14 protein-coding genes and 1 pseudogene are annotated in these 16,670 nt (G+C 35.9%); 7 read left to right on the top strand and 8 right to left on the bottom strand.

From position 1 onward, the window contains the following. Positions 1-69: 69 nt before the first annotated feature. Entirely contained in the window at positions 70-288 is a 219-nt protein-coding gene (locus tag Q3Y49_RS07295; RefSeq protein WP_303271641.1) for a hypothetical protein, read from the bottom strand. Positions 289-441: 153 nt separating this feature from the next. On the opposite strand from Q3Y49_RS07295, the gene Q3Y49_RS07290 reads away from it, so the two are divergent. From Q3Y49_RS07290 to Q3Y49_RS07280, 3 genes are all read left to right on the top strand, one after another. After that, on the top strand, positions 442-1,155 hold the full coding sequence (locus Q3Y49_RS07290) for a Crp/Fnr family transcriptional regulator (RefSeq protein ID WP_303271640.1): 714 nt from the start codon (positions 442-444) through the stop codon (positions 1,153-1,155). Positions 1,156-1,233: 78 nt separating this feature from the next. Beyond that, positions 1,234-2,316, top strand: coding sequence for a dual-specificity RNA methyltransferase RlmN (gene rlmN / locus Q3Y49_RS07285; protein ID WP_303271639.1), 1,083 nt, complete (start codon positions 1,234-1,236; stop codon positions 2,314-2,316). 173 nt (positions 2,317-2,489) lie between these two features. Continuing rightward, positions 2,490-3,791: an ammonium transporter gene (locus tag Q3Y49_RS07280; protein WP_303271638.1), complete on the top strand. Its 1,302-nt coding sequence runs from the start codon at positions 2,490-2,492 to the stop codon at positions 3,789-3,791. 43 nt (positions 3,792-3,834) lie between these two features. Here the strand turns inward: Q3Y49_RS07280 and Q3Y49_RS07275 are convergent, their stop codons facing one another. The 5 genes from Q3Y49_RS07275 to rho all read right to left on the bottom strand — a co-directional run bounded on the left by Q3Y49_RS07275 (position 3,835) and on the right by rho (position 9,367). After that, positions 3,835-4,359, bottom strand: a complete 525-nt coding sequence (locus Q3Y49_RS07275; RefSeq protein ID WP_303271637.1) for a hypothetical protein — start codon at positions 4,357-4,359, stop codon at positions 3,835-3,837. Positions 4,360-4,506: 147 nt separating this feature from the next. Then, entirely contained in the window at positions 4,507-5,763 is a 1,257-nt protein-coding gene (metK, locus tag Q3Y49_RS07270) for a methionine adenosyltransferase (protein WP_303271636.1), read from the bottom strand. An 82-nt stretch (positions 5,764-5,845) separates the two neighbouring features. Next, positions 5,846-6,556 carry an SAM-dependent methyltransferase gene (locus Q3Y49_RS07265; protein WP_303271635.1) on the bottom strand — a complete coding sequence of 237 codons (711 nt, stop codon included), beginning with the start codon at positions 6,554-6,556 and terminating at the stop codon, positions 5,846-5,848. Positions 6,557-6,594: 38 nt separating this feature from the next. Beyond that, positions 6,595-7,737, bottom strand: a complete 1,143-nt coding sequence (gene corA / locus Q3Y49_RS07260) for a magnesium/cobalt transporter CorA (protein ID WP_303271634.1) — start codon at positions 7,735-7,737, stop codon at positions 6,595-6,597. Then, positions 7,730-9,367: a transcription termination factor Rho gene (gene rho, locus Q3Y49_RS07255; protein WP_303271633.1), complete on the bottom strand. Its 1,638-nt coding sequence runs from the start codon at positions 9,365-9,367 to the stop codon at positions 7,730-7,732. Before rho ends, corA begins: the two co-directional genes overlap by 8 nt. Before the next feature lie 251 nt (positions 9,368-9,618). On the opposite strand from rho, the gene serS reads away from it, so the two are divergent. The 3 genes and pseudogenes from serS (at position 9,619) to Q3Y49_RS07240 (ending at position 13,387) form a co-directional block, all read left to right on the top strand. Beyond that, on the top strand, positions 9,619-10,893 hold the full coding sequence (gene serS, locus Q3Y49_RS07250; protein WP_303271632.1) for a serine--tRNA ligase: 1,275 nt from the start codon (positions 9,619-9,621) through the stop codon (positions 10,891-10,893). A 224-nt stretch (positions 10,894-11,117) separates the two neighbouring features. Continuing rightward, positions 11,118-12,097 (top strand): annotated as a pseudogene (locus tag Q3Y49_RS07245) (YpdA family putative bacillithiol disulfide reductase). 66 nt (positions 12,098-12,163) lie between these two features. Continuing rightward, entirely contained in the window at positions 12,164-13,387 is a 1,224-nt protein-coding gene (locus tag Q3Y49_RS07240) for a glycosyltransferase family 4 protein (protein ID WP_303271631.1), read from the top strand. A 17-nt stretch (positions 13,388-13,404) separates the two neighbouring features. Here the strand turns inward: Q3Y49_RS07240 and Q3Y49_RS07235 are convergent, their stop codons facing one another. Further along, on the bottom strand, positions 13,405-14,634 hold the full coding sequence (locus tag Q3Y49_RS07235) for a M28 family metallopeptidase (RefSeq protein WP_303271630.1): 1,230 nt from the start codon (positions 14,632-14,634) through the stop codon (positions 13,405-13,407). A 79-nt stretch (positions 14,635-14,713) separates the two neighbouring features. Then, entirely contained in the window at positions 14,714-15,910 is a 1,197-nt protein-coding gene (locus tag Q3Y49_RS07230) for a J domain-containing protein (protein ID WP_303271629.1), read from the bottom strand. 81 nt (positions 15,911-15,991) lie between these two features. Here Q3Y49_RS07230 and Q3Y49_RS07225 point away from each other — a divergent pair, with 81 nt between their 5' ends. Next, on the top strand, positions 15,992-16,663 hold the full coding sequence (locus Q3Y49_RS07225) for a DUF2461 domain-containing protein (RefSeq protein ID WP_303271628.1): 672 nt from the start codon (positions 15,992-15,994) through the stop codon (positions 16,661-16,663). Positions 16,664-16,670 lie beyond the last annotated feature (7 nt).

The following is a 16,670-nucleotide window of genomic DNA, read 5'->3' as shown; positions in this document are numbered from 1 at the left end:
GAAAGTGGCTGTAATTAATTTTATAGCCACTTTTTTATTGTAACTGTAAAAAGAAATTACTTCTATATTTTATTTAGACAATAAATTTCGAAGACCTAACAAAGCAATGATACTACCCGCAATCAATGAGGTATAGTACCAAGCCTCACTCATTCTATATGAATTTTCATCTAACAGATCATTTACTTTCTCTCCAATTGGGGCATTTGGGCTGTGGTCTATTGCCCAATAAATCACAAACGCTCCGATAGCAACTAAAACTATCCCTTTTAAAAGTCCTTTTTTCATAGTTAAAAAAATATTGGTTTTTGCAATGTAATGAATTTTTACAGAAAAAATAAGGTCATATTAGTTGCTGCATTTTAAATAATTTAAATTTATAGTATATTTATGATATTAGATTGAAACTAATTTTTTGCCCGAACGATAAGACCTGAAGATATGTCAAAGAAAGTGAAAAATGTGCCTTGCGACTTGTGCCTAAGCAGGCGTAAATCCATGTTTAATGGAGTGCCAAATGACGCATTATGTGTGTTAAGTGAGCACAAAAGTACCTTGGCACATAATAAGGGTCAGGTATTATTTCTGGAAGGTACTCAACCTATGGGGTTGTTTTGCATTAGTGAAGGAAAAGTAAAAATCTTCAAAACAGATGATTCTGGTCGGGAACAAATTGTTCGCTTAGCTCAGGCAGGCGATTTTTTGGGCTACAGAGCTTTGCTTTCAGGCGAAAATTATAATTCTTCTGCCACCATTTTAGAAAATGCTAAAGTATGTTTTATACCGAAAAGTAGTTTTACAGATCTAATTTCTAAAGATAAAGAATTCCAAAATAAATTAATGCAGGCTGTTTGTCATGATTTGGGAGTTATGGAACAAAAAATGGCAGATATGGCAAACAAAACCGTACGTCAAAGATTAGCCACTACCTTATTGATGCTAAAAAGTTCTTACGGAATTGATGGTGATGAAAAATCCGAAATTGATATTGCTTTAACTAGAGAAGATTTAGCAAAAATCGTTGGGACAGCAACAGAAACCCTCATCCGTCTCTTATCTGATTTCAAAAAAGATGGATTCATTGATTTGAACGGAAAAAAAATCAGCATTTTGGATGAGAAAGGAATTGCCAAAGAAATAGACTTATTTGCTTAATCCCACAATTTCCCGACAATTCCTGAACTAATATCACATCATTAGGCTTATGTCTGCTGATATTTGTAATTTTGTGCTATGCAAGAGAAAGCCGTTCATATAGAGAAGGAAGTTATTGAGGTCAACCTTAGCAAAAAGGATATTAGAAAAATGTCCATTGATGCTATTGCAGATGATTTAACCAAATCAGGGGAAAAGGCCTTTAGAGCCAAACAAATCTATGAATGGCTTTGGGTAAAATCAGCCTCCACCTTTGAGGAAATGACCAATTTATCTAAAAACTTAAGAGAATGGCTTGAAGAAAACTACTGCATCAACAGAATTACTATTGCCTCTAAACAACTAAGCTCAGACAGAACAATCAAAGTGGCTTTCCGTCTTCACGATGGAAATGAAGTGGAGGGTGTTCTGATTCCTACTGAAAACAGAATGACCGCTTGCGTCTCTTCGCAAGTGGGCTGCTCATTAAGCTGTAAATTTTGTGCTACAGGTTACCTAAAAAGGATGCGTAATCTGGAAGCAGCCGAAATTTACGACCAAGTAGTTATGATAAAAGAGCTAGCTGAAACTCATTACGACATGCCACTTTCAAACATAGTTTATATGGGCATGGGCGAACCGCTCTTGAATTATAAAAATATGATGGAGTCGATTGAGCATATCACCTCTGAAAAAGGCCTGTTCATGTCTCCTAAACGGATAACTGTCTCCACTGCAGGCATTTCCAAAATGATTAAGAAATTAGCAGACGATGATGCTAAATTTAATCTAGCACTCTCTTTACATGCTGCAAATGATGAAAAACGGAGTACGATTATGTCCATTAATGACAGTAATAATCTACCTGTGTTGAGAGAAGCTTTGGAATACTATTACAATAAAACCAAAAACAGAGTCACATTTGAGTATTGTGTATTCAATAATTTTAATGATAGTTTGGAGGATGCCAAAGAATTGTGGCAATTTACCAAATATGTGCCGGCCAAAGTCAATCTGATCGAATACAATCCAATAGATCAAGCAGACTTTACCAATACAGAAGAAGATAAGCTAGATCGATTTGCTGCCTTTCTTGAAGAAAGAGGGGTAATTGTAAATGTTAGAAGAAGCCGGGGAAAAGACATTGATGCGGCTTGTGGACAATTAGCGAATAAGCATTAAAGTAAAACGTAAAAAGACCTACTTTACTGTAAATTATAACTTTTCAAGTCTTTTTCCGTCCCATAAATCTCCAAATTCCAGACAGTCATAACTATATCGGTTAAAATTTAAACCGAATATATTTTCATTTGTGTATATTTTCATAAATTTGGATTTAAAGCAAACCGAATTTTATGAATATACTGTACTTTTCATCGATAAAGGGATTGATTTCACCCCTATTAAGCACAAATATTGCAAATTCAACCGTTGTGCCTTCTGAAATAAACCTAGAGATACTAACTGTAAACAATTTATGGATGATGCTTTGCATTGCATTGGTTTTCATCATGCATTTAGGATTTGCTTGTGTTGAAGCAGGTTTCACTCAATCCAAAAATACAGTAAACATTCTTTTTAAAAATACTTTAACTCCAGCAATAGGTTTAGTATCCTACACCATCATTGGGTTTAATCTAATGTATCCTGAATTTGCAAATGGCCCGGGTTGGTTTGACTTCAATGGCTTCTTCTTAGATGATTTTGCTGGATTAGATTATAATCAAAACTATACCTATTGGACTGATTTCCTTTTCCAGGCCATGTTTGCGGCTACAGCTGCCACCATAGTTTCTGGAGCAGTTGCAGAAAGAATTAAGATTTCCGCTTATTTTATTTTCACGATCATATTTGTCGGTTTCATTTACCCTGCCATTGGGAGTTGGAAATGGGGTGGCGGTGCTCTTGACGCTATGGGTTTTTATGATTTTGCAGGGTCCACCTTAGTTCATTCTGTTGGCGGATGGGGCGCACTTGCGGGAATTATAGTGCTAGGTCCTAGAATAGGAAAATATTTAAACGGCAAAGTAATTGACAAAGAGGGATCAAGTGTTCCGTTGGCAACAATTGGTGTATTTCTATTATGGTTTGGCTGGTTCGGTTTTAATGGCGGTTCGGTTCTTTCAGCTGAGCCACAGGCCACTTCACTAGTCATTATGAATACATCCTTAGCTGCTGCCGCTGGTGCCTTGGGAGGCTTTTTAATGGGATATATCACATTCAAAAGGCTAGACCTAGGCATGGTTCTGAATGGAACTTTAGCTGGGTTGGTTGGAATTACTGCTGGTGCAGATTTAATGACACCAGGCTTATCACTTTTAATAGGCTTTATTGCTGGAAATTTAGTGGTGCTTTCTGCGATAGGATTGGATAAACTAAAATTAGATGATGCGGTTGGGGCAGTTTCCGTCCATTTATCTTGTGGTATATTTGGAACATTGGCGGTTGGAATGTTCGGAGCAAAGGCAGGTTGGGATCAATTCTTAAATCAACTAATTGGAGTGGGAGTTTGTGGTGCTGCTGCTTTTGGTAGCGCAATTATTTTGTTCTACCTATTAAAGAAAACAATCGGACTACGTGTTTCAAAGGAACATGAAGAACAAGGACTAGATAGCCATGAGCATGGCATAAGAGGATACACTATAACTTATGAATAGCATTTCATCACTTATCCAAGGTTTTAGCACTTTGGATAAGTTTCTATTCTGCTCCTAACAATTGTACACACAACTGATTAGGGCCTGGGTAGAACTCAATAAAAAGTGAGTCTGCAGCCATCTTTTTTTCCTTTGCATATAACTTTAAATCTTGGAGCATATCATCAGGGGTCGGCATTGCTAAAACATTCGCTTCAATACATCCTTTTACAGAAGTAGGTCTCTTAAAAGTTCTTATCTCCCAATCATTTGGCATTTTGTATATTGGCTCATCTCCTACCTCAACGCCTATGAAATTGTGAACCGCGGCTGTCTTAGAATCAGCTTCACCATAATAAACAATTGCAATTGAGGATGCGGTCGCTTCAGATTCCACTAAATTTCTAGCCTGCATAAACAGCGTTTGTAAACTATCGCTTCCTACTTTCCCGATATATTCTGTCCCAGCAATATGTACCAGAACATCCTCTTCAATCGATTTTTCAACCGTTTTAAATCCTCCTAAAAATGCATAGATTATTACAGAGATAACGATAAGCGGAATTATGATATAAAGTGCCTTTTTCATTATTTTATTATATTAATTCAACATCTACTCTAAAGTAATTATTATTTAAGATTAATGTTCTTCATTGAATTTGAAAGCATTAATCAAAAAAAAAAGCATACACGTCTTGCATATGCTTTCTTCAAAAGAATTTAAAAGCGTAGAATTTTACAAGCCAAAAGCATTTTTCACCTTATCTACGTAATCCAATTTTTCCCAAGTAAATAATTCAACCTCCTGAGAGAAAACTTCTCCATTGCTGGCATTAAAGTGCTTATTTACTTTTTGTGGTTCTCTACCCATATGCCCGTAAGCAGCAGATTCGCTATACATTGGATTTCTTAATTTCAGTCGTGTTTCAATTGCATAAGGACGCATATCAAAAATCTCAGAAACCTTCTTGGCTATTTCCCCATCAGTCAAGTCGACCTTCTTACTTCCATAAGTGTTCACATAAATTCCCATGGGTTCAACAACACCAATTGCATAAGAAACTTGAACTAATATTTCGTCAGCAACTCCAGCAGCTACCAGATTTTTGGCAATGTGACGAGTTGCATAAGCGGCAGACCTGTCTACTTTGGAAGGATCTTTACCAGAAAACGCTCCTCCACCATGTGCACCTTTTCCACCGTAAGTATCTACAATGATTTTTCTCCCAGTTAATCCAGCATCACCATGTGGCCCGCCAATTACGAATTTTCCTGTTGGATTAATATGATATTTAATACTGTCGCTGAACAATTTCTGCAATTCAGGCTTTAATTGAGCTTTTACTCTTGGAATCAAAATATTTATAATATCACTTTTGATTTTAGCCAACATTTTATCGTCATCATTGTCAAAACCATCATGTTGAGTTGAGACTACTATTGCTACAATTCGTTGAGGAACATTATCATCAGAATATTCAATGGTAACTTGTGATTTTGAATCGGGCCTTAAATATTGAATATCATCATTCTCTCTTCTTAATTTAGCCAACTCCATTAATATCTTATGAGAAAGATCTAATGCCAGCGGCATATAATTTTCAGTTTCTTTGGTGGCATATCCAAACATCATTCCTTGATCTCCTGCACCTTGCTCTTCTGGATTTCCTCTATCTACACCTTGGTTAATGTCTTGAGATTGTTCATGTATAGTAGAAATCACACCACAAGAATTTCCATCAAACATATACTCTCCTTTGGTATAGCCTATTCTATTGATCACGTCCCTAGCCACTTGTTGCACATCCACGTAGGAATTACTGCGAACTTCACCACTTAAAACTGTTAAACCTGTTGTAACTAGCGTTTCACAAGCCACTTTCGATTGTGGATCAAAAGCCAAGAAATTATCTAGTAATGCATCTGAAATCTGATCGGCTACTTTATCAGGGTGTCCTTCCGAAACCGATTCTGAGGTAAATAAATAAGGCATAAGATTTTAATTTTTCAAGGGGCAAATTTAATAGACTATTTATAATTATTTTAGTTAATTGCTGTTTTATGTCTGATAAATGTTAATTGTTTCCGAATAAAAAAATACATGGCGACTTATGTAAATCAGGTTTACTCTTTTTCCAGTTTTGGATCGTATCCGTTTTAATCATTTCGCCTACCCCATTAATATCTTTTGCAATACACAATTTCAGTTGAGGAGAACAAATTTTTACAATATCTTCCACTAACTGATTGTTTCGGTAAGGAGTTTCCATGAAAATTTGGGTCTGACCAGTCTTAAATGCAGTTTGTTCCAGTGCCCTGATGGCTTGAGTCTTTTCTTTTTTATCTATTGGTAAGTAGCCGGAGAAGGCAAAAGATTGCCCACTGAACCCAGATGCCATCAATGCAAGAAAAATGGAAGAGGGGCCAACCCATGGTTCAACTCTTATACCTTGTGCGTGTGCGTAAGAAACTGCCTTAGATCCAGGATCTGCAATACCAGGACAGCCTGCTTCAGACATGATGCCAATAGATTTACCTTCAAAAAGCGGTTGCATTAAACCTGCTATTTCCGATTCTTCTGTTTTTTTACTCAATTCATGAAAGGTAATTTCAGGAATAGGTTTGGAAATATTCATTGCACTCAGACATCTTCTTGCTGTACGGATGTTTTCTACTAAGTAATAATCTAGGCTACTGCACAATTGTACTAGATCAGTCGGAAGGGATTTCGACTCTGTGTTTGGAGCAATCACTGTTGGAATTAAATATAAGACTCCTTTTTCCATATTTGCTTAAATCATTAAAGCACTTAAAAGTAATTAGCTTACATCCACCTTTTATATTTGAAAACAGCTAAAGTAACCAAAGCAAATCCAATTATTAAAGACCAAAAATAAGCATAGCCGTATTCCCATTTAAATTCAGGTACGTTCTCAAAATTAATTCCGTAAACACCTGCAATAAAAGTTAGTGGAATAAAAACTACCGAAAAAATGGTCAGTGTTTTCATCACCTGATTTAATTTGTTACTAATTACTGATTGGTATAGATCACCTAAACTGGAAATAAAGTCTCTATATGTTTCAACAGAATCAATGGCTTGTATTGTATGCTCATAAACGTCTCTGATGAATATTCTGGTTTGCTTCCTTATAAGTTTAATTTCGTCTCTTTCTAGTTTGCTAATAACCTCTCGCAATGGCCATACCGATCTTCTAATATGAATTAACTCGCGTTTTAAGGTATAAAGCAAATCAAAATCTCGTTTTTGACCCAAAAACATGATTCGTTCCTCTATCTCTTCGAGAATATCACCAAACTTTTCCAGGACAATGAAATAATGATCGACCACGGTGTCAACTAAAGCATACAGCAAATAATCCAGCCCTTCTTTTCTAATTCTCCCTTTTCCTGCTCTTAATCTATTTCTTACTGCTTCAAAAGTATCTCCTTTTCGCTCCTGGAATGTAATCAATAAATTCTCAAATAGAATAAAGCTGACTTGCTCGTTAATCGTTTTATTTTTCTTTTCATCAAACTGAAGCATTTTTGTAGAAATGAAAAGATAACTTCCTGTGTCTTCTATTTGTGGTCTTTGCCCAACTGAAAGAATATCCTCCATATTAAGGGGGTGGATTCCTAATGATTCACAAATCGTTTTAATATTATCAACATGATTTAAACCTTCAATATTCAGCCAATGAAAGTTTCCATCATTGGGCATATTGGTAGCCTCTTCAATAGATATGTTTATTCTCTCTTCTAGGTGATTTTCCCGATAGGTAAAGAGATCAATATTAAAAGGGGTATCTTTCCTAACCCCGGTGTAGACCGCGCTTCCAGGAGGAAGGCCTGCAATTTTGGAGCTTTCGCGAAACATACCGCGAATGCCTGAATATAAATTAAGCGGCTCCTCAACAAGGAGCCGCTTTGGTAAGTTGATTATTTTCTTTGCAAATCTATCCATTCATGGAAATCAAAAACTCATTGTTATCAACAGTTCCTTTCATTTTAGTTAATAAAAGTTCCATTGCTTCTCCCGAGTTCATATCTGCCATGAATTTACGTAATATCCAAACTCTTTGCAATTCTTCCTTGCTCATCAATAAGTCTTCTCTTCTGGTACCAGATGCTGGAACATCAATAGCAGGGAAAATACGCTTGTTTGCTAATTTTCTGTCTAGCACCAATTCCATATTACCTGTTCCTTTGAACTCCTCAAAGATCACCTCGTCCATTTTTGAACCGGTTTCAATTAAAGCAGTTGCTAAAATGGTTAATGAACCTCCATTTTCTAAGTTACGTGCTGCTCCAAAGAATCTCTTCGGTTTGTGTAAAGCATTTGCATCGACACCACCTGACAAAATCTTACCAGAAGATGGGATTACAGTATTGTATGCCCTTGCTAGTCTAGTGATGGAATCTAAAAGGATTACAACATCATGCCCACATTCTACCATCCTTTTTGCTTTTTCAAGCACCATACTAGCCACTTTCACATGTCTATCTGCTTGCTCATCAAAAGTAGAACTTACCACTTCCGCTTTTACTGAACGAGCCATATCTGTAACCTCTTCAGGACGTTCGTCAATTAGCAAAATTAATAAATAAGCTTCCGGATGGTTTTCAGCCATAGCATTTGCTACTTCCTTCAATAGCTCAGTTTTACCTGTTTTTGGTTGAGCTACTATCATCCCCCGTTGGCCTTTACCTATTGGTGCAAATAGATCTAAAATACGAGTTGAATATTTGTTAGGCTTTGTACTTAAGTTGAATTTCTCTTCAGGGAAAAGTGGAGTTAAGTATTCGAATGGAACTCTATCTCTTATTTCCTCAGTTGTTTTTCCATTAACAGAAGAAACCCTTAGAAGCGCAAAGTATTTTTCCCCTTCCTTTGGGGGTCTGATTTGACCTTTCACTGTATCACCAGTTTTTAAGCCAAACAATTTAATTTGAGATGGCGAAACATAAATATCATCAGGACTTGCTAAATAATTATAATCAGAGGAACGTAAAAAACCGTATCCATCTTGCATCATTTCCAAAACACCTTCATTTTCGATGATTCCATCAAAATCCTTAATATCGGCTTTCTTAGATCGGTTATCAGTTCTTTCTTTTCTCTCACCTCTCTCAGGTTTATTGGCTCGTTCCTCTTTATCATTGGAACGCTCAGCTCTTTCGGGTCTATTAGCTCGGTCCTCTTTGTCATTGGAACGCTCAGTTCTTTCAGGTCTTGGTCGTTTATCTTTCGGGGCTGGGCGCGGTTTACGATCTGTTTTATCGTCAGCACTTGCTTCTTGTTTTGCAGGTACATCCTCAGATTTTTTTTCTGCCTTATTTTCTGACTTTTCTTCTCGCTTTGGCGCTTTAGCTTTTGGAGCTGTTTCCTTTTTTGGAGCCGGAGCTGATTTAGGAGTAGTTTTCTCTTCTTCTTTTTTTGGTAAATCACTTTCAGGTAAAAGTGCTTGTTGATCCAAAATCTTGTAAATCAATTCTTTCTTCGGCAATTTCTTGTACTGGGCTACTCCCAGTTTTTCTGCTATCTCTTTAAGTTCAGAAAGTAGCTTTAAGTTTAATTCTTCAATGTTATACATAAAGGGATTTTTACTTTTTCGGGATTTGAGACCCCGATTTTTCGGTATGATAAATTAGATATAATGTTTTGGATAATTTTGAACGAGGCACTTGAACTTTGCCCCGAATTATTTTTAGATACTACAATGATATGCCAAGGTTTTTTAATTGTCAAGGATTTTAAGAAATATAAAAGAGAAATTAGCATTAAAGGCAGTTTTCTGTTTATAATACCACCAAAAATAGCTTATTTTGCCAAAAATATTGGAGAATGTTACAAGTTGCAAATTTACGTGAAGGTAAAGCCGAAGCAGTTAAAGGCTTAGTGAAAAGGAACATAGAAAATGCTGAAGCACTCATAGATGGTGTAATTGCATTGGATGATAAAAGAAAAGCACTTCAAACAGAATTGGATGCAGTGCTTGCCGAATCCAATAAAATCTCCAAAAGCATCGGCATTTTAATGAAGGAGGGAAAAAAGGAAGAAGCGGAACAAGTAAAGGTTAAAACTGCCGAATTGAAGCAAAAAAGTAAGATGCTGCAGGAGGAATCTCAAGCAATAGAGAAAGAATTAACGGATAGCTTATATCAAATTCCAAATATTCCTCATGCAGACGTAAAAAAAGGCAAAGGCGAAGATGATAATGAAATTATTTCCGAACATGGTAAAAAGCCAGAATTGCATCCAGGCAATAAACCACATTGGGATTTAATCAAAGATTATGACATCATAGATTTTGATTTAGGAATTAAAATTACAGGTGCAGGATTCCCTGTCTACAAGGGTAAAGGGGCAAGGATGCAACGTGCTTTATTAAATTTCTTTTTGGATGAAGCTGGTAAACAAGGATTTAAAGAAATTCAGCCACCTATTGTAGTTAATGAGGCATCTGGAATCGGTACAGGTCAACTTCCTGATAAAGAAGGACAGATGTATCATATAGAAGATACGGATTTATACATGATTCCAACAGCAGAAGTACCGATCACCAATCTGTTTAGAGATGAAATCATTAATGAGGAGGATTTACCTATCAAGTTAACAGCCTATACGCCTTGTTTTCGAAAAGAAGCTGGATCTTGGGGAGCGCATGTGAGAGGGTTGAATCGATTGCACCAATTCGATAAAGTAGAAATTGTTCAGGTTCAGCATCCTGACAAATCATATCAAGCATTGGAAGAAATGAGTACATATATCCAAAGCCTATTAAATAAATTGGAACTCCCCTATCGTGTATTGAGATTATGCGGAGGCGATTTAGGGTTCACTTCTGCCTTAACTTATGATATGGAGGTTTGGTCTGCAGCACAAGAAAAATGGTTAGAAGTTAGCTCAGTTTCTAATTTTGAAACTTATCAGGCCAATAGATTAAAGCTGCGATATAAAGACGCAGATAAGAAAAAACTTTTATTGCACACTTTGAATGGCAGTGCATTAGCATTCCCTAGAATATTGGCAGCCATTTTGGAAAATAATCAAACTGAAAAAGGAATAAAAGTTCCCAAAGTATTGCAATCCTATACGGGCTTTGAGTGGATTGATTAATTTCGATCCGTACGAGGGAGCTGTAAACCTGTCAGATTTTGGAGGTAGCTGATTATCTAACTTCTATTTGGATAATTACCTTCGATTTTGATAAAACTGACAGGTTTTTATACTTTTCTGCCTCTTAAAAGTTCAACATTTGCACAAAAGCTTGGTTTCTTAAAACTTTCACTCCCCTTCTCGTATTAGTTTAGATAGTAAATAGAACTCAAGATTTCAATTAAATGCAAAATATAGATCTCTTAATAATTGGTGCAGGCCCTATTGGATTAGCATGTGGAATAAAAGCAGAGTCAGCAGGTTTAACTTATCTGATTGTGGATAAGGGCACTTTAGTTAACTCCATTTATCATTATCCTTATGGTATGACTTTTTTCAGTACTTCTGATAAGCTGGAAATTGGAGGAGTACCCTTCATCTCGCATAATCCAAAGCCTACTAGAATGGAAGCATTGGAATATTACAGAAGAGTGACCAGTTCTCATCAACTGAAGACCTCACTTTACAATGCTGTGAAAAAAGTAGAGAAAAATGATGCTGGATTTAAGGTTAATACAGAAAAATTCGACCTTCAAGCTGAGAACATTATAGTAGCGACTGGCTTTTATGATTTACCCCACAATTTAGGAATAGCTGGAGAGGATTTACCAAAAGTATCTCACTATTATAAAGAAGCTCATCCATATTTCGATATGAAATTAGCCATTGTTGGAGCAGCAAATTCAGCGGTAGATGCCGCTCTGGAATGCTATCGAAAAGGGCCAAGGAAGTCACCATGATCATCAGAGAGGAAGAAATCCGCAAGACCGTAAAATATTGGGTGAAGCCTGACATAGAAAATAGAATCAAAGAAGGTAGCATTAAAGCATATTTTGAAAGTGAAATTAGTTCCATAAGAGGAAATGAAATCGATATCGAAACTCCAGAAGGTAAAGTGACTATAGAAAATGATTTTGTATTGGCGATGACAGGTTATGAGCCTAATTATGAATTCTTAAGTGATATGGGTGTAAAGAAAAATCAAGAATCTCCTTACGCACCAATTTATGATCCGAAAAGCATGGAGACCAATGTAGAAGGAATTTATTTAGCTGGGGTTATTTGTGGAGGGATGGAGACGAATAAATGGTTTATCGAAAACAGCCGTGTACATGCTGATATGATAATAGATGATATTAAAAACAAGAAAATGGCCTTCAAATAGGAATTACTAAAAATTAATTTGAATAGTTATTTGTTATAAAGCTTAAGCCATTACTTTAGCGGTTAAATGAAAATCTTATACATCCATCAATATTTTAAAACACCAGATGAGGGCGGTGCGAACCGCTCTTACTTCATGGCACAAGCTTTAAAAGCCAAGGGGCACAATGTAGAGATATTGACTGCGCACAATGAAATCAAAACCATTTCAAAAAAAGTTGATGGATTAATGGTTCGTTATTTAGCGGTCCGTTATGAAAATCAGTTTGGCTTTCTCAAAAGAATTAGAGCTTTCCTTTACTTTATACATTTCTGCAAGAGATTTATTCTTGAAAATCATGATTACGATAAGATCATAGCAACAAGTACACCTCTGACCGTTGGCTTTATTGCACGATGGGCAAAGAAGAAATTTCATATCCCTTACATTTTTGAAGTTCGAGATTTGTGGCCCGAGGCCCCAATTCAGATGGGCGTAATTAAAAACCCACTGCTAAAATTGTGGCTTGAAAAGCAAGAGCTAAACTTTTATCAAAATGCAGAAAGAGTAATAGCTTTGTCTCCTGGCATGCGAAATCATATTGAAAGAAGGGCGCCAGAAGTAAAAGTAGAACTAATCCCAAATGTTGCAGATTGTGATTTCTTTCAACGGGTAGAGGAGAAAGATGAGGATTTGGTTTTGCAATTTGGAGTGAAAAATAAGTTCGTGGTAAGTTACTTTGGAGCCGTTGGCCCCGTAAACGACCTCATGAGTTTGATAAAATGCGCTGAACTTTCAGCTCATTTACCAATACGTTTTTTAATAATGGGTGAGGGATCAAGTCTTTTGGATGTAAAAGACTACGTTGCCAGAAATCAACTAAAGAATGTTTTCTTTATTCCTTATGGTACTAAAGAAGATGTACGAGATGTCATGAACGTCACGGATGCTTGCTATGTATCTTTTTTACACAAACCTGTTTTAAGAACTAACTCACCTAATAAATTTTTTGACGCCATCGCCTCAGGCAAATTAATCATTACCAATATTCAAGGATGGATCAGGGGTTTAGTAGAAAAACGCCATATTGGATTTTTTGCTGATTCGGATTTTCCAGCGGAATTTGGCGAGAAAATAAAGCCCTTTATTGATTCACCAGAGCTTTTAAGCAAATACCAACAAGCTTCAAGAGACACTGCTGAACAATTTTTTAGTCGCATAGAATTAAGTAATCATTTTGTTCAAGCTATTGAAGGCAAAAACTACCAGCATGAAGCTGAAATCCGTTCTATTTTTAGTTTGAGTGCTTAATCCATCTTCCGAGCCACTCAATATTTTTCTAAGCTCTCAATCAATAAATCATGCAAATCATCAAAGGCCTCCAAACTTAATTCTTCCCCATTGTCGTAAATATCATGATATGCTTGCTTGCCCCCTAACGTATAAATAAACACGGCTGGAACACCCACTCTATCAAACAGGCAATGGTCGCTATTGCATGCTTCTCCCCTGGCTTTGATTTCAAATATTCTATCTTTATTTAGCTGTTTAAGTAAGTTGAAATACTGGTTTTGTTTTTTGGCATTTACTACCATAATACCTTCATCACCCGTCCCAACCATATCCAAATTAATAAGCATATTGATTTTCCTTAAATCAAAAGGAGAATTTTCAATGAAATAATAACTTCCCAAAAGTCCAATTTCCTCAGCTGTCGTAAATAGAAAATAGGTGTCAAACTTGGGTTGATTTTCTGCAAAATATTTTGCCAAAGCAAGCAACATCACCACGCCTGAGGCATTATCATTTGCTCCTTTGAATACTGCATTTCCCTGCTCTCCTAAATGATCATAATGAGCAGAAAGCATCATGACAGAGTCACTTCTTTGTCCTTTTATTTTCCCAACCACATTGGATGATCTGAAATTTGAAATAAACTTGGACTCATTTATCACGCTTACTTTTGAATGCTTTGGTAGTTTATCCTTTACGTAGAGCACAGCATTTTCAGATGATTCTGAAGATGGAAACCAACTCCATTTAGAACTGTCTTGAATAATGAGTAAATTACCTTTTGCGCTATTTTTAAATAGAAATCGCTGTGTTAACTCAGTCACCTCCTTAGCATTATCTACATTCTTTTCAATATAGAAAATTTGATTTTTAACCTTTCTATCTATTTCAGCTTCCGTAGAAATAGCTTTGATTTCACCCTCCAGCTCCATCGGTGCCGATGCAGAGTGGAAAAGGAAATCTTTACCTATTGCATAAATTTTAACTGTGGTACTACTTACCACTGAATACTGCACAGTCCCTGGGAAAGTATTTACCGGATACGATAATTCTTGTCTAAAAGCATCCTCTACTCCAGCCTTTACATTACATGATTTTAACTCTTCCACAATAAAATCTGCGGCTTTCTGCTGTCCATTTGATGTAAAACCTCTTCCCGCCAAAGAATCTGAAGTTAAGACTCGCAGATGCTCTCGAGCTAAACTACTTTGGCCGAGGCCTAGGGACAGCTTTAATAGAAGTAATAAAGTAAAAAGGTAACGCATTTATCAGGATTCTTGAATTTAAAAAGGCCAAGTACTGTCTTCTAACACATAAATATAGGCATTACTTTAGGGCCAGAAATCAGTCACATTTTAATTCGACTTTTATTTGAGGGTGAATATCAATCTTTTCTGCTTTATTGAAAATATTGCAAGCTTCCTTTTTATTATTAAGCTCATAGTAGCAGTGGATTAAATAGTTATAAGCCATTTCATTCTTGGGTTGAAAGAATATAACCCACTCTAATAATTTTGAAGCTTCGGTGTATTCCTTCTGTTGGTAAAGAATTTCTGCAGCATTGTAATAAATAGATTTATAACTTTCCGGAGTTCTTTCCGCAGAAACCAACAATCTGTATGCATTACCATATACACTTTTAAATTCTGCTAAAATACTGCTTAATCCTATTTGATAATATTGCATGGCCACTTCGTGGTCATTCAGTTCTTCTTTGTAGATTTCTCCAATCAGTGCAATCATACGCATTCTTTTATAGCTACTATTCATAAGTTCATTTAGAATGAAAATGGCTTTGTTCGGTTCTCTTAGATTTCTATAGCAAACAGCTAATCTGAATTGGAGATCAGGGTTTTGACTTTGGCTGTATTCCATAAAAAAAAGATAACCCCAAAGGGCATCTTGAAAAGCTCCATTATTATAGTCTATATTGGCTTGCTCTCTTCTGAAAGTTAAATAATCTATTTCGTGCCTTTTTATAGCTTGAAAATCATGATTAGAAGATTTAATTTTATCAATAAAACTTAAGGCCGCTTGAACTTTACCAGAATAATAAAGGCTATCGGCATGTTTAACTTGCTCATCAAATAAGCTGATTTTATTCTGGAGCTTCCTTTCCTGAATGAAGTCAAAAATAGAAACACCAACATACAGCAAAATGGCAACTGACGCAACAATAGCTAAGGCATAATAGGTTGCTTTCCTTTCCGAATTCTTATCTGTTGAGGGTCTATAAATAGGAGGCCTATAAGTGTAATTTTGATATGGCTTTTTATATGCACTTTGCCTCTGTTCTTGAGCTCTAATACTCGCCCGTTTTGCATTTAGACGTGCCTGTGCTAGCCTTAAATCGTAAGTTTGCCTCAATTCTTGGTTACTTAGAACCGTATATGCAGTCGAAATCAATTTAAACTTTTCCTCTGCTTCCACTGAAGGATTTATGTCAGGATGATAAGCTTTCGCCAATCTTTTATAAGCTGCCTTTATTTCTAACAAAGTAGCCATTTCACTCACTCCTAATAATTGATAGTAATTTTCCATTCAGAAGAAAATAATTGAACAATCCTTAAACAAAAATAACAATTATTTATTGCTAATTTAGTTCCTTTAAATTTATAAACTATGGCTTATTTCAGCGAAGATTTTATTCGGTTTTTCAACGAACTAGAAAGAAACAATCATAAAGAATGGTTTGATGAAAATAGAAAAAGGTATGAAAAAGAGATTAAGGAGCCTTTCAAATCCTTCGTTGGTGATTTAATTATCGCAATCCAAAAATTTGACCCCGAAATCCTAATCAAACCAAAAGATGCCATTTTTAGGATAAATAGAGATATTCGCTTTTCTAAAAACAAGCAGCCCTATAAAAATAATGTGGCTGCTTACATCTCCAAGATTTCAAAAAAAGAACAATTTCCCGGTTATTATGTGCACTTAGATGCAGAAGGTATCTGGTTAGGTGGTGGACTTTATGATTTATCCACTGAAAACATTTATAAAGTAAGACAGGAAATTCTGTACAATGAGAATAATTTAAAGGAAGCCTTGAATGCACAAGGCTTTAAAGAAGAATTTGGAGATCTTCAAGGGAAGAAGAACAAAATTCTTAAAGCTCCTTTTAAAGAATATGGAAAAGAAATTCCAATATTGTATCAAAAGCAGTTTTACTTTATGAAACAATATCCTGCAAGCAAAATTGCATCGGATGATTTAGTTGAATTCTGTTCAGATAAATTTGAGAAAGCCTTTCGTATTAATAAGTTTTTACGATTAGCAATTGAAAATATTGAATAAAAAAAGG

Origin of the sequence: Marivirga harenae (assembly GCF_030534335.1) — a bacterium.
Taxonomy (GTDB): domain Bacteria; phylum Bacteroidota; class Bacteroidia; order Cytophagales; family Cyclobacteriaceae; genus Marivirga; species Marivirga harenae.
The sequence above is the reverse complement of the archived record's forward strand: the minus strand, read 5'-3'. Positions and strand labels throughout refer to the sequence as shown.

Bases quoted from the DNA above. Each gene is read 5' to 3' on its own strand.
- Q3Y49_RS07290 (WP_303271640.1), top strand. From the start codon at position 442: ATGTCAAAGAAAGTGAAAAATGTGCCTTGCGACTTGTGCCTAAGCAGG.
- Q3Y49_RS07280 (WP_303271638.1), top strand. From the start codon at position 2,490: ATGAATATACTGTACTTTTCATCGATAAAGGGATTGATTTCACCCCTA.
- corA (WP_303271634.1), bottom strand. From the start codon at position 7,737: ATGGATAGATTTGCAAAGAAAATAATCAACTTACCAAAGCGGCTCCTT.
- Q3Y49_RS07225 (WP_303271628.1), top strand. From the start codon at position 15,992: ATGGCTTATTTCAGCGAAGATTTTATTCGGTTTTTCAACGAACTAGAA.
- Q3Y49_RS07295 (WP_303271641.1), bottom strand. From the start codon at position 288: ATGAAAAAAGGACTTTTAAAAGGGATAGTTTTAGTTGCTATCGGAGCG.
- rlmN (WP_303271639.1), top strand. From the start codon at position 1,234: ATGCAAGAGAAAGCCGTTCATATAGAGAAGGAAGTTATTGAGGTCAAC.
- serS (WP_303271632.1), top strand. From the start codon at position 9,619: ATGTTACAAGTTGCAAATTTACGTGAAGGTAAAGCCGAAGCAGTTAAA.
- Q3Y49_RS07265 (WP_303271635.1), bottom strand. From the start codon at position 6,556: ATGGAAAAAGGAGTCTTATATTTAATTCCAACAGTGATTGCTCCAAAC.
- Q3Y49_RS07240 (WP_303271631.1), top strand. From the start codon at position 12,164: ATGAAAATCTTATACATCCATCAATATTTTAAAACACCAGATGAGGGC.
- Q3Y49_RS07235 (WP_303271630.1), bottom strand. From the start codon at position 14,634: ATGCGTTACCTTTTTACTTTATTACTTCTATTAAAGCTGTCCCTAGGC.
- metK (WP_303271636.1), bottom strand. From the start codon at position 5,763: ATGCCTTATTTATTTACCTCAGAATCGGTTTCGGAAGGACACCCTGAT.
- rho (WP_303271633.1), bottom strand. From the start codon at position 9,367: ATGTATAACATTGAAGAATTAAACTTAAAGCTACTTTCTGAACTTAAA.
- Q3Y49_RS07275 (WP_303271637.1), bottom strand. From the start codon at position 4,359: ATGAAAAAGGCACTTTATATCATAATTCCGCTTATCGTTATCTCTGTA.
- Q3Y49_RS07230 (WP_303271629.1), bottom strand. From the start codon at position 15,910: ATGGAAAATTACTATCAATTATTAGGAGTGAGTGAAATGGCTACTTTG.